This is a genomic window from Flavobacterium sp. 9 (assembly GCF_002754195.1).
Lineage (GTDB): Bacteria > Bacteroidota > Bacteroidia > Flavobacteriales > Flavobacteriaceae > Flavobacterium.
The window spans coordinates 2,529,993-2,542,899 of sequence record NZ_PEEU01000001.1 but is presented as its reverse complement, the minus strand read 5'-3'; the positions used below and the strand labels follow the sequence as shown (position 1 = coordinate 2,542,899).

At 33.1% G+C, this 12,907-nt stretch carries 12 protein-coding genes; 4 read left to right on the top strand and 8 right to left on the bottom strand.

Features of this window, described 5'->3' with window-relative positions:
- Positions 1-72 precede the first annotated feature (72 nt).
- The 7 genes from truB to CLU81_RS10330 form a co-directional block, all read right to left on the bottom strand.
- Entirely contained in the window at positions 73-768 is a 696-nt protein-coding gene (gene truB / locus CLU81_RS10360) for a tRNA pseudouridine(55) synthase TruB (RefSeq protein ID WP_099709727.1), read from the bottom strand.
- Entirely contained in the window at positions 768-1,565 is a 798-nt protein-coding gene (locus CLU81_RS10355; RefSeq protein WP_099709726.1) for an undecaprenyl-diphosphate phosphatase, read from the bottom strand. The genes truB and CLU81_RS10355 overlap by 1 nt, the downstream gene beginning before the upstream one ends.
- A gap of 108 nt (positions 1,566-1,673) precedes the next feature.
- Entirely contained in the window at positions 1,674-1,928 is a 255-nt protein-coding gene (locus CLU81_RS10350; protein ID WP_099709725.1) for a DUF3098 domain-containing protein, read from the bottom strand.
- An 81-nt stretch (positions 1,929-2,009) separates the two neighbouring features.
- Positions 2,010-2,885: an ABC transporter permease gene (locus CLU81_RS10345; protein WP_099709724.1), complete on the bottom strand. Its 876-nt coding sequence runs from the start codon at positions 2,883-2,885 to the stop codon at positions 2,010-2,012.
- 343 nt (positions 2,886-3,228) lie between these two features.
- Positions 3,229-3,819, bottom strand: a complete 591-nt coding sequence (locus tag CLU81_RS10340) for a molybdopterin-dependent oxidoreductase (protein WP_233209689.1) — start codon at positions 3,817-3,819, stop codon at positions 3,229-3,231.
- Between the two features lie 20 nt (positions 3,820-3,839).
- On the bottom strand, positions 3,840-6,401 hold the full coding sequence (locus tag CLU81_RS10335) for a TonB-dependent receptor (protein WP_099709722.1): 2,562 nt from the start codon (positions 6,399-6,401) through the stop codon (positions 3,840-3,842).
- A 257-nt stretch (positions 6,402-6,658) separates the two neighbouring features.
- The gene (locus CLU81_RS10330; RefSeq protein ID WP_099709721.1) at positions 6,659-7,006 is read right to left on the bottom strand and encodes a winged helix-turn-helix domain-containing protein; all 348 of its coding nucleotides are present in this window, start codon (positions 7,004-7,006) and stop codon (positions 6,659-6,661) included.
- 268 nt (positions 7,007-7,274) lie between these two features.
- Here CLU81_RS10330 and leuS point away from each other — a divergent pair, with 268 nt between their 5' ends.
- The 4 genes from leuS to CLU81_RS10310 all read left to right on the top strand — a co-directional run bounded on the left by leuS (position 7,275) and on the right by CLU81_RS10310 (position 12,405).
- Entirely contained in the window at positions 7,275-10,142 is a 2,868-nt protein-coding gene (gene leuS / locus CLU81_RS10325) for a leucine--tRNA ligase (protein WP_099709720.1), read from the top strand.
- 355 nt (positions 10,143-10,497) lie between these two features.
- Entirely contained in the window at positions 10,498-11,346 is an 849-nt protein-coding gene (locus CLU81_RS10320) for an alpha/beta fold hydrolase (RefSeq protein ID WP_099709719.1), read from the top strand.
- A 2-nt stretch (positions 11,347-11,348) separates the two neighbouring features.
- Positions 11,349-11,822 carry an RNA polymerase sigma factor gene (locus tag CLU81_RS10315; protein WP_099709718.1) on the top strand — a complete coding sequence of 158 codons (474 nt, stop codon included), beginning with the start codon at positions 11,349-11,351 and terminating at the stop codon, positions 11,820-11,822.
- Positions 11,809-12,405, top strand: a complete 597-nt coding sequence (locus tag CLU81_RS10310) for a hypothetical protein (RefSeq protein ID WP_099709717.1) — start codon at positions 11,809-11,811, stop codon at positions 12,403-12,405. The genes CLU81_RS10315 and CLU81_RS10310 overlap by 14 nt, the downstream gene beginning before the upstream one ends.
- Before the next feature lie 56 nt (positions 12,406-12,461).
- Here the strand turns inward: CLU81_RS10310 and CLU81_RS10305 are convergent, their stop codons facing one another.
- Entirely contained in the window at positions 12,462-12,860 is a 399-nt protein-coding gene (locus CLU81_RS10305) for an MmpS family transport accessory protein (protein WP_099709716.1), read from the bottom strand.
- Positions 12,861-12,907 lie beyond the last annotated feature (47 nt).

Genomic DNA, 12,907 nt, shown 5'->3' with positions numbered 1-12,907 from the left:
GAATAACTCTACTTTAGTTAAGAAGTGAGCACATTATACTATTGTCTTATTTTGTAATGTGCTATCTGTTTTTTATTTCAGATTAAGACTTTCTTCAAATAAAGTAATATCAATCGCATTTTTTACGTCATAATCGCCAATTTTAGTTCGGCGTAAAACCGTTAAGTGCGAACCTGAATTCATCGCTTTTCCAAAATCAAAAGCCAGAGAACGAATATAAGTTCCTTTACTGCAAACTACTCTGAAATCAATTTCGGGTAATGCAATTCGGGTAATTTCAAATTCGTGAATGGTTGTTTTTCTGCTTGCAATTTCTACCGTTTCTCCTGCGCGGGCATGTTCGTATAAACGAACGCCATCTTTTTTAATCGCAGAAAAAATAGGTGGTTTTTGATCAATTTCGCCTAGAAATTGTTTTACCGTTTCGTGAATTAAAGCTTCATCAATATGAGAAGTTGGAAAAGTCTCATCGATTTCAGTTTCCAAATCATAAGATGGAGTAGTGGCTCCAATATAAAAAGTTCCCGTATATTCTTTGGCTTGACCTTGAAGCTCCGAAATTCTTTTGGTGAATTTTCCTGTACAAATCAATAATAATCCGGTTGCCAAAGGATCTAAAGTTCCGGCGTGACCAATTTTGAACTTTTTTGGAAGTCCAACTTTATTGATCAAAAGGTATTTTAATTTATTGACAGCTTGAAACGAACTCCATTTTAAAGGTTTGTCAATCAATAAAACTTGTCCGTCTAAATATTCTTCAGTTGTCATTATATAATCGTAAGAGGATGAATGAAAAAGTGAATCAATAATAAAATGATTCCTGCGATTATTCTATAATAGCCAAAAACTTTAAAACCATTTTTAGTTAAGAAACCTATGAATGATTTAATAGCCAAAAGAGCTACAATAAATGCTACAACGTTTCCAATAACTAATAAGTTAATTTGATCGTGAGATAATTCAAATCCGGCTTTATAATAATCGTAACATTTTTTTACTGTTGCACCCAACATTGTTGGAACGGCAAGAAAAAATGAAAATTCTGCAGCTGTTGTTCTTGATAATTTCTGAGACATACCTCCAACAATACTTGCACCACTTCTTGAAACTCCCGGAATCATTGCTAAACATTGAAATAATCCAATTTTAAAAGCTTGTAAATACGTGATTTCTTGCGAAGTTTCTGCTGTATTTGGTTTATTGAACCATTCGTCAACTTTCAATAAAATTAATCCTCCTATTAAAAGAGATATTGCAACAGTAACGGGATTTTCTAATAAACCATCAATAAAATCGCTTAGCAACAATCCTAAAACTACTGCCGGAATAAATGCTACCAAAAGTTTAAAGTAAAAATCAAGCGTTTGAAAAAAACGTTTAAAATATAAAACAACTACCGAAAGTATAGCACCAAGTTGAATTACAATTGTAAAAAGTTTGGTAAAATCGTCGTGTGCAATTCCAAAAAAAGAAGAGGCAATAATCATATGACCAGTTGAAGAAATAGGTAAAAATTCTGTAATTCCTTCAATAATGGCAAGAATGATAGCTTGTAATGTATTCATTGAATTTAGATTGTTAGATTAATTAGACTTCTTAGATGTCAGACTTTTTTAAAGAGATTAATTCTAATAATCTAAAGATCTAAGTTGTCTAAGCAGTCTAAAGAAAGTCTACTTAGATTTTTTGAAAATAGAATAAATAGTGATTCCAAAACCAATCAAAACAGTTGTTGGAGCTAAACGAATACGTCTAAAACTAAAAACATCTTCATTAAAAACATTCGGATTATCGCTTCCTCCACCAGACATTAGGATAAAACCTAAGGCGATAACTCCAATTCCAATTAAAAGAATTTTGTAGTTGATACCGTCAAAAAGGAATTCTTGTTTTTGCGGTTTTTCTGTATTATTAGTATTGTTTTTCATTTTGTCATTGCGAGGAACGAAGCAATCTTATCCTCTGTTTTATATGAGTTTATATTCTAATCTAAAATCTAAAATCAACAATTAATATAGATCGTCAGTTCTTAAATTCAAGAAACGTTGTGTTGCAAAGTGTGTACTTACCCAGGTAATCAAAACACCTAAACCAAATACGGCTAATAATACCAATCCAATTAATGCTTTATCTTCTAAGATTCCTAATCCCGGGAAGTTTGATTCAACATAAAGTAAAAGTGCAATTAAAGCGATAATAGCTAAGCCGGCACCTAACATTCCTAATTTTACACTGCGCATTACAAAAGGTTTACGGATAAACGATTTTGTTGCGCCAACCATTTGCATGGTTTTAATGATAAAACGGTTGGAGTGAATTGATAAGCGTAATGAACTATTGATTAATAAAACCGCAATTATCGCAAGGAAACCGCTGATAATCAAAATCCACATACTTACTTTTTTGATGTTGTCGTTTACCAGATTTACCAATTGTTTGTCATAAACAATATCTTCGATCATAGTGTTTTGTCTCAAAGTGCTTTCGATTTTCGAAATACTGTCTCTTTCAACATAATCAGCTTTTAAGTGAATATCGTATGAATTCAATAACGGATTTTCTCCCAAAAAGGTTAAGAAATCTTCTCCAATGATATCTGTATGTTCTTTTGCTGCTTTTTCTTTAGAAACATAAGCATAAGATCTTGCGAAAGGCGCCCTTTTCAATTCAGTGTTGAATGCTTTTATCACACTATCATTGGCTTCATTTTTAAAGAAAACCGTCATTGCGATTTTTTCTTTAAAATCATTTGCCAATTTTTTAGAATTGATAATGAATAATCCTAGTACTCCTAAAAGGAATAAAACCAAGAAAACACTTAATACAACCGAAAAATAAGAGGAAATTAACCTGCGCTTTTGAAATTTATCAAAGTTAGAACTCATAGTTTGCTTAAATTATGTGGTAAAAATAATAAAGTATTTCTTTATTTAAAGTTAATAACGAACTTTTATCCCATAAATGTACAATTAAAGATCAAAAGAATCAACATTAAAACCCTTTGTGGCTTTGAACTTTTGCAAATTGAAATGTGATTTTACTGCAAAATGCAAAAAGTTTTGTGTTGAATTTTGGAATTTGATTTAACCGCAAAGCACGCAAAGGTTTTTTATACAAACGCAAAGTTCGCAAAGCTTTGTATTGATAGAGCTTTGCGAACTTTGCGTTTTCTAAGCGCAGTTTATAAGTAAAAACCTTTGCGTGCTTTGCGGTTAAATTCTCAAAGTGTTACTCAACTCTATAAACCTTAATACTTCTAAGCCAATAAACGTGACGTGGACCGGTTTTAATATCGTTTTTACAAATCAGAATCATTTCGCCACTTTTGACTGGTTTTCCGTTTTCTTCAAAAAGAACATACGTGTTTTCTCCGGTGGGATTATTGAAAATTTCGGCCCATGAAAAAGTAGCTTTATAATCATCTGAAGCTCTTGCGACGATGTAGAAATTTCGATCTTTATGACCGTTTTGTTTGATTTTGGCTTTCTCTAAAATGTCTTTCAAAAGAACACCTTTGCAGATTTTATCGTCTTTTTTGACAGTACCATCTTTTCCAATTATTTTGAAATTTGAAATTGTGGCAACTTTCATTTTTTGCAAAGAATCAACTGTTAATTGTAGTGGAAATTCGACATCGCCTTTTACTTCGATTTCATGATTTACAAGTTTTAGACTATCAGCGGCAGTAAGTGCGTGATGATGTTCTTTTTCTGTAGAAGTAGTTTTTTCGATAATAATTTTATCTTCTTTTTTTGAAGAATTACACATTACACAAGTAAATGCAATGAAGAGAATGAAGAAAAAGTTTTTTGTTTTCATATGAAGAAGGTTTGTTTTTTTTAGATTTTCTTAGATTCCCAAACTAATGATAAATAATATAATCCGCCAATTGAAGGTCCGCCAAGTATTGAAGTATAAGGTTTGTTAAGAATATTGGTTCCTCCTAATTTAGTTGTCAAACACGTTTTTCTAAAATTATAATTTACCTGCGCATCCATTGACCAATAAGCCGGAACGGTTCCTGAGACCAAAAAAGACACATAATCAAAATTTGTCTGATATCGTGCTGTTGCGCTTACGCCAAGATTTCGCCAGATATTTTGCGCCATTAAAGTTCCGTTTACATTAAATTCCGGAGTATTAAAACCATCTTCCAGACCATCTTTATCGTCCGTTCTGTCAAGTTTGGTATAGGTTAAATTTGTTAGCGCCGTAAAAGTTTCGTCGATTCGATATTTCAAACCTAAACTTCCTCCGTAATTGTAAATTTTACTTTTAGAATTAGTCCATAAACGATATCTGTTTTGCGTGTTTTTTGAATATAAAGCTGTCGGAATCTTATCAGGATCTGTTGTATTTGGAATACTGGCTTCGACTTGAGCAATGAAATTTTTATAAGAGTTGTAATAAAAATCGGCATCGATAAAAAGATTTTTATTTAATGTAATGGTTTTAAATCCAAATTCGAAAGATTTTACAAATTCCGGTTGCAGATAAGTGTACGGATTTTTTTGAATCGTATTTTTGTTCTTTTCAATGGCTTGCGCCTGAGTTATTCCAAGAGTATTTACATCGCTGTTTACCTGCGATTGAAATTTGTCGATTGAAGCTTTGGTATAAGAGTTTTCAAAAATACCATCGGACATGATTCGTAATCCGCCAACACGTTTTACGCCGCCGCTATTTACATTCGAAAAACCTTCGAAAATACTCGGAAAACGATATCCGTTTTGGTAAGAAGCTCTAAAACTAATCGTTTCTTTTGGAGAATAAACCGCTGTAAATTGCGGAGTAAATTTCACATCAAAATAATCGGATTTGTCCATTCTTATTGTGGCTCCTAAACGTAATTTTTCTTGAAAGAAATCTTTAGTTAACTGTGTAAAAGCGCCTGTTTTTTGATACGTTAAGTTTTTAGAAGTATTTACAGGATTGATAAAATAGTTTCCGTCAGGAACAATAATGTAGTTTCTGTAATCAAAACCACTCAATAATTTTGTTTCTATTTTTTCGAAAAAAGAAGAGAAAGCTTTGTCCCAATTAATTAATCCTTCGCCATGAACTAAAGTCGATTTTACGCGTAAAGCGGCACCAATATCCCAATTATTTATATTGACCAATTCGTTTTTCTTTTCTTCATAAGTCGGAGTTCCAGGTTGAAATCTTCCTTGATCAGAAGTTGACCTGGCAATTTTGTGCGCATCAGCTACAGAAGCTCCGTTTGTAATTGCATTTTTATAAGCCGTTGAATAATCTGCAAACCATTTGTCATCAGATTTATAAGCTCGATCCATATTTTCTGCCAATGAACGCATGTTATATGAATCTCCGGTATTTTCGGTTGTTGCATAGGCTTTTATCTGAAAAATTGGCGTGTGATAATCAACCGCAAATTGATTTAAAGTATAATTGTCTAATCTAAAACGATTCGAACGTTGATAAATCGTATTGATTAAGGCTGTTTTATAAGTCACGGCTAATTCGTTTCCTTGTTTTGGTCGAAAGTAAAAACCAACATCAGCCTTGTAGTTTTTAATATCATAATCAGAAATATCAGTTTCACGATAACCAGTTCTGGCAACAACATAATTTTTACCGTTTAAGTTCAGGGTTTTTCTGTTTGCCGATTCATTTCCATAACCATTTACTTCGTCATAAGCCGGATTATCTGCACCATATAAATTGGTTGAAGCATTTGCATTTGGGGCCAAATCGGTTCTGTCATCTGCAATCCAATCTGTTCCTCCGGTTGCCGAAGCATTTATTTTGAAAGCCAATTTTTCATTGAACACTTTCGCAATACGCAAATTAAATTGCGAATATAATTTCGGTGAAAACCGATCAATATTTCCAACGTGATTTACGCCAGTCAATTGCTGAATACTTATGCCTTGATATTCAAAAGGATTTTTGGTCTGAATATTTGCCAAACCATTAATGGCATTCATTCCGTACAAAGCCGCCGCAGTTCCCGGAATAATTTCTATTTTGTCAATATCGAGATCATTTGCGCCAAGTGCATTGGCAATTGGAGCGCCCAAATGTGGCGCCTGATTATCAATTCCGTCAACCAATTGCGCAAATCTTACATTAGTCGAATTGGCAAAACCTCTTGTATTAATAACCTTAAAACCCAAGCTTGGGGTTATTATCTGAACGCCTTTTACGTTTTCAAGCGCTTCATAAATACTTGGCGATCCCATTTTTTTGGCTTCCGCCGATTTTAATTGCTCGATACTTATAGGAGAACGCATTATTTTTTCGGATCTGCGGGAAGCTGTAATTACGACTTCATTTAATTCTTCTTTTTTGATGTTATCGGGATCTTTTATAGAATCTTTTGCTTGAGAAAAGCTTTTGAAACTTATAAAAAGCAGTAATATGTAAAGTTGTAATTTCATATTTAGAATAAAATTTTCAGTATGTTTTAAAATGAATACTGATGGTTAAAAAGGTTGGTTTTTTGGTTAATTTATTTTATAAAGAAAATCAATGTGTTTTTTCAGGAATACTGCTATTTGATTTTTTCTTTCAGAAATAAAAAAACTTTGTCCAATTTCTATTTCACAAAACAAATGCAATTTTTAAATATAAAATATGACTAAAATCATGCTTTAATAGATTCAGAATTAAATGAATATTGTCAAAACTTAATCTTTTAAAATTTCAAATTCTGAGTTTCTTTTAAAGCAAAATCTTTAATACGCTTTTCGACTTCATAGAAAATAGTTATTGCTTTTTCTCCGGCTTCAGTGAGTTTTGCGCCACCGCCGCCTTTTCCGCCAAGTAATTTTTCTACCAAAGGACTTTCGGCGCGCTGATTCATTTCTTCAACTAATTGCCAGGCTTGTCTGTAAGCCATTTTCATTTCTTTTGCAGCGTTTGTAATGGATCCCGTTTTCCGAATATTTTCGAGCAACCAGATTTTTCCAATTCCTAAAAATGGACCTTCAGTTTCTTCAATCCAGAGACGGACTTCAATAGAGTATTTTTTGTTATTCTCCATGTTAGATTCTAAATAGTTATTGCTAAGATAGTTGGTTGTTTTTTGTAAAGCTATTCTTTCGCTGATTTATTTTTGATAAAATAAGGTAAAAAATATCTGCTAAGTATTTTAATGCAAACATAAGTATTTTTACGTAATTAAAAATAAGTATTTTGTTATTTTATTTGTTTGTCAACGAAATAGCTTTGGTACAATCTGTAATAAATGTAAATTTGCGAACTTAAAACTTAGAAACTTAGTTACTCAGTAGCTTAGCAACTCAAAAAAAATGAAATACAATCCAAACGAAATCGAAGAGAAATGGCAAAAATATTGGGCTGAAAACCAAACTTTTGCTGCAAGTAATAATTCTGAAAAACCGAAGCATTATGTTTTAGACATGTTTCCTTATCCGTCAGGTGCAGGACTTCACGTTGGGCATCCGCTGGGTTATATTGCTTCAGATGTATATTCTCGTTTCAAAAGACATCAGGGATTCAATGTTTTGCACCCAATGGGATACGACAGTTTTGGATTGCCTGCTGAACAATATGCAATACAAACGGGGCAACGTCCTGAAGATACAACACGCGTAAATATTGACGGTGGAGTTGATAAAGAAGGAAAACAAATTGCCGGATATAGAAAACAATTAGATAAAATTGGTTTTTCATTTGATTGGAGCCGCGAAGTGCGAACTTCAAATCCTGATTATTACAAACATACACAATGGATTTTTATCCAATTATTTAATTCCTGGTATTGCAAAAAACAAGGACAGGCTTTTGAAATTTCAGAGCTTGTAAAAGTTTTTGAAGGAGAAGGAAACGAATTAGTTGAAGCAGTTTGCGACGATAATGTTGCAATTTTTACTGCAGATGAATGGAATTCTTATTCTGAAGATCAAAAAGAGAAAATTCTTTTGCAATACAGAATGACTTATTTGGCAGAAACAGAAGTAAACTGGTGTCCTGGTTTAGGAACTGTTTTGGCAAATGACGAAATCGTAAACGGAGTTTCTGAGCGCGGTGGATATCCTGTTATTCGTAAAAAAATGACACAATGGAGCATGCGAATTTCTGCTTATGCAGAGCGTTTGTTGCAAGGTTTAAATGATATCGACTGGAGCGAATCTATAAAAGAATCACAAAGAAACTGGATTGGAAAATCTGTTGGTGCTTTGGTGAAATTTAATGTGAAAGATCATGAAGAAGTAATCGAAGTTTTCACAACTCGTCCTGATACAATCTATGGCGTAACTTTTATGACTTTGGCACCAGAGCATGATTTGGTTGCTAAAATTACAACTCCAGAACAAAAAGAAGCAGTTGAAGCTTATATCGAAAAAACAGCAAAACGTTCAGAGCGTGAGCGTATGGCCGATGTAAAAACTATTTCGGGAGTATTTACCGGAGCTTATGCAGAGCATCCTTTTACAAAAGAAGCGATTCCGGTTTGGATTGGAGATTACGTTTTGGCAGGTTACGGAACTGGTGCTGTAATGGCGGTTCCTTGTGGAGACGAAAGAGATTATGCTTTTGCTAATTTCTTTAAAGCCGAAAAAGGAATGCAGGAAATCAAGAATATCTTCGCAAATGTTGATATTTCTGAAGCGGCTTACGGTTCTAAAGACAATGTCGAAATTGCAAATTCTGATTTCTTAAACGGATTAAATTATAAAGAAGCAACTCAGGCTGCAATTACGGCTTTAGAGAAAATTGGACAAGGAAGCGGAAAAACAAATTACCGTTTGCGTGATGCAGTTTTTTCTCGTCAGCGTTATTGGGGAGAACCTTTTCCGGTTTATTATGTAAATGGTTTGCCAAAGATGATCGATTCGCAACATTTGCCAATTATCTTGCCTGAAGTAGAGAAATATTTACCAACCGAAGATGGTTTGCCTCCGTTAGGAAATGCAGCTGTTTGGGCTTGGGATACAAAAAACAATAAAGTTGTCAATACAGATTTAGTAGATCATGCAACGATTTTTCCATTGGAATTGAACACGATGCCAGGTTGGGCGGGAAGTTCATGGTATTGGATGCGTTATATGGATGCGCATAACGAAAACGAATTTGCAAGCAAAGAAGCTTTAGCTTATTGGGAAAGCGTTGATTTGTATATTGGAGGAAGCGAACACGCAACCGGACACTTATTGTATTCTCGTTTCTGGAATAAATTCTTAAAAGACAAAGGTTTTGCTCCAACCGAAGAGCCATTCAAAAAACTGATTAATCAGGGAATGATTTTGGGAACGACTGCTTATGTTTACAGATTGGAAGGAACGAATACTTTTGTGTCTAAAAATAAAATTGAAGGTCAAAATGTACAGCCAATTCGCGTTGATGTTCATTTTGTAAATTCTTCGGATGAATTAAATATCGAAAAATTCAAAGCTTGGAGAGAAGATTTTAATACTGCTGAATTTATTTTAGATGAAAACGGAAAATACATTGTAGGTCGTGAAGTCGAAAAAATGTCGAAATCATACTATAATGTGGTAACTCCGGATGATATTTGTAACGAATACGGAGCTGATACATTGCGTTTGTACGAAATGTTTTTAGGACCGTTAGAGCAAGCTAAACCTTGGAATACTGCTGGAATTTCTGGAGTATTTGGTTTCTTGAAAAAACTATGGAGATTGTATTTTGATGAAAATAACGGTTTAATCGTAAATAACGACGAACCAACAAAAGACAACTTAAAATCATTACACAAAACGATCAAAAAAGTAGCCGAAGATATTGAGAGTTTCTCTTTCAATACATCAGTTTCTCAATTTATGATTTGTGTGAACGAATTGTCAACTCAAAATTGTCATTCAAGAGCAATCTTAGAGCCTTTAGCAATTTTGGTTTCGCCTTACGCACCACATATTGCTGAAGAATTATGGTCGCAATTAGGAAATACAACTTCAATTTCTGAAGTTCCTTTCCCAGTTTTTGAAGCGAAACATTTGGTTGAAACCAATAAAGAATATCCAGTTTCTTTCAACGGAAAAATGCGTTTCACAATCGAATTGCCTTTGGATTTAACCAAAGAACAAATCGAAGAAATCATCATGAAAGACGAAAGAACACAAAAACAATTAGATGGTAAAACACCAAATAAAGTGATTATTGTTCCTGGTAAAATCATTAACCTTGTAGGTTAATAATTTTAAAATTCCAATATTTTATAAATTCCAAATTCCAATTTTACGATTGGGGTTTGGAATTTTTTTTATAATTACCTCATTTTGTGTCTTTGCGAGGAACGAAGCAATCTCATTTGTTGGATCAAGCTTTGTGTCTTATTGTAGTGTGGTTGCTTCGTTCCTCGCAATGACAATATTGAGGAAAACCTTGCGTACTTTGCGTAAATCTTCGCGCACTTTGCGGTTAAAAAACATCCATAAACACTGAGATTTTAAACTTTTTTATTGAAATTTTCATTTTAGTTGTAACATTTTAAAAGCGCTCGTATCCAAAAGGCGAATTAAATCATTTAATAACTTAAAACTATTAAAAATGAAAAAGTATATCATCTTGGTTATCGCCTTATTATTTTCAGCATTATGTTTAAATGTATTTGCACAAACAAAACAATATCCGTTTGAGGTTACTAAAACCGGAAAAGGAAAAAAAGCTATTGTATTCATTCCCGGATTTGCTTCTTCAGGAGATGTTTGGAAAGAAACAAAAGTTAACTTCGAAAAAGATTTTACCTGTTATACACTTACAATGGCTGGTTTTGCCGGAGTAAAACCACAAGGAAATGCAACATTCAAAAATTGGGAAAACGAAATTGCCAATTATATAAAAGACAATAAAATTGAAAAACCAATCATAATTGGTCATAGTATGGGCGGCGGATTAGCATTGGCAATTGCAGCAGATTATCCTGATTTGGTTAGTAAAATTATTGTCGTAGATGCATTGCCATGTTTAAGCGCATTGATGGATCCTTCTTTTAAAGCAAAAGAAAATAATGATTGTTCGCCAATGGTAACTCAAATGACGGCAATGAGTGATACTCAGTTTTATGATATGCAGAAAAAGATGGCGCCAAGACTTTTGGCAGATACATCAAAACTTGAAATGCTTGTTGATTGGAGTGTAAAATCAGACAGAAAAACATTTGCCGAAATGTATTGTGATTTTTCGAATACAGATCTAAGAGATAAAATCGCGGCTATAAAATGTCCGTCATTAATTTTATTAGAATCTTATTTTATAAATTTAAAACCTGCAATTGAAGAGCAATATAAAAATCTAAAAACCGCAAAATTTCAATATGCAAATAAAGGATTACACTTTATTATGTATGACGATACAGAATGGTATTTAGAGCAATTAAGCAATTTTGTAAAATCTTAAAGATGGTATTTGAAGAGATCTATAAAACGTATTGGGATAGAATATTCAGACTTTGTATGGGTTTTGTGAACGATTATGATATCGCACAGGATTTGGCTCAGGAAACCTTTGTTATTGTTTGGCAAAAGCTGGACACTTTTAGAAATGAATCGAGTATTGGAACCTGGATTTTTAGAATCGCGTCTAACAATTGTTTGCGACAGATTGAAAAAGAAAAGCGCTTTCTTAAATCAGATTTGCCAATTAATCTGACCGAAGAAAAGCAGCAATCAATAGAACCGCAAATTCAGTTTTTGTATAAATGTATTGCCGAATTACCGGAAACGGAACGTATTATTATTTCGCTTGAACTTGAAGATATCAAGCAAGCTGAAATCGCTAAAATTGTCGGACTTTCGGAAGCTAATACCCGAGTGAAGATTCACAGAATAAAAGAAAAATTGACTCAAAAATTTAAAGAAAATGGACCACAATAATAATATAGACTTTAAGGATTTATGGAAAAAACAAACCGTAAGTCAGCCCAATATTGAAGATTTACTGGCAAGATTAAAGCAATTTAAAAAAGCTGGTTTGCGTACTTTATGGATCACCAATATTTTGCTTTTTGCAACTTGTGCCTTCATTATTTTTGTTTGGTATACTTATCAACCGGAATTTATTTCGACAAAAATCGGAATCGTGTTGACGATCTTGGCAATGGTTATTTACTTGGTTTTTTATAACCGATTAGCCTCAGTTTATAAAAATATTGTTACCGCTCAAACCAATCAGGAATATTTGCAAAAACTGATCTTGATTAAAAAGAAGCAACAATTTATGCAATCTACAATGTTGAATTTGTATTTTCTTTTGCTTGGAGTTGGAATTGGTTTGTATATGTATGAATATACCGTTAGAATGACGATTTTCTGGGCTGTTTTTGCTTATGGAATAACTTTGCTTTGGATGACTTTTAATTGGTTTTATATTCGTCCAAAACAAATTAAAAAACAACAATCAAAGTTGAATGATTTGATTTCAAAATTTGAAGAAGTGAATAATCAATTAGAATCATAAAAAAAAGCTTTGTATGATTACAAAGCTTTTTTTTAACCTTCTGTTTTATAAAATTATTATGGAAAAAGATAAGGCGCAAGAGTTACGACAATGATTCCGTCATTGTTTGCTTTTGCAGTAGATTCTTTTACTACTTCTCCGCCAACATAAATTTTAGCAGTTAATGTTTGGTCCTTAACGCCACCATGACCGCTTGCGCTGAATGTTATTCCCGGAACACCTGCATCAGCAGTAATTTGCTTAGTCCAAGGCAAACTGGTAACATCTTCATTTAATGGATTTCCACCTTTATCAAAATAAATTGCGCTAAGTTCTCCTGAAAAATTTCCTGTTATTTCATATTTAACATCTCTTGATTGAATTGGTTTGTTATTGTTGTCGTCGTCGCTGCTGCACGATACTGCTGAAAAAGCAAGAGTTAATACAATAGCAAGAGTTTTAAAAACTGATTTCATAATATTTTTTTTATTAATTAATTATTCATTTCAAACAAAATTAGAGG

What these genes read in the sequence shown, in the direction of transcription:
- CLU81_RS10340 (WP_233209689.1), bottom strand. Translation starts at nt 3,819, where the DNA reads ATGAAAACAAAAAACTTTTTCTTCATTCTCTTCATTGCATTTACTTGT.
- CLU81_RS10330 (WP_099709721.1), bottom strand. Translation starts at nt 7,006, where the DNA reads ATGGAGAATAACAAAAAATACTCTATTGAAGTCCGTCTCTGGATTGAA.
- CLU81_RS10345 (WP_099709724.1), bottom strand. Translation starts at nt 2,885, where the DNA reads ATGAGTTCTAACTTTGATAAATTTCAAAAGCGCAGGTTAATTTCCTCT.
- CLU81_RS10355 (WP_099709726.1), bottom strand. Translation starts at nt 1,565, where the DNA reads ATGAATACATTACAAGCTATCATTCTTGCCATTATTGAAGGAATTACA.
- CLU81_RS10310 (WP_099709717.1), top strand. Translation starts at nt 11,809, where the DNA reads ATGGACCACAATAATAATATAGACTTTAAGGATTTATGGAAAAAACAA.
- CLU81_RS10305 (WP_099709716.1), bottom strand. Translation starts at nt 12,860, where the DNA reads ATGAAATCAGTTTTTAAAACTCTTGCTATTGTATTAACTCTTGCTTTT.
- CLU81_RS10335 (WP_099709722.1), bottom strand. Translation starts at nt 6,401, where the DNA reads ATGAAATTACAACTTTACATATTACTGCTTTTTATAAGTTTCAAAAGC.
- CLU81_RS10320 (WP_099709719.1), top strand. Translation starts at nt 10,498, where the DNA reads ATGAAAAAGTATATCATCTTGGTTATCGCCTTATTATTTTCAGCATTA.
- leuS (WP_099709720.1), top strand. Translation starts at nt 7,275, where the DNA reads ATGAAATACAATCCAAACGAAATCGAAGAGAAATGGCAAAAATATTGG.
- truB (WP_099709727.1), bottom strand. Translation starts at nt 768, where the DNA reads ATGACAACTGAAGAATATTTAGACGGACAAGTTTTATTGATTGACAAA.
- CLU81_RS10350 (WP_099709725.1), bottom strand. Translation starts at nt 1,928, where the DNA reads ATGAAAAACAATACTAATAATACAGAAAAACCGCAAAAACAAGAATTC.
- CLU81_RS10315 (WP_099709718.1), top strand. Translation starts at nt 11,349, where the DNA reads ATGGTATTTGAAGAGATCTATAAAACGTATTGGGATAGAATATTCAGA.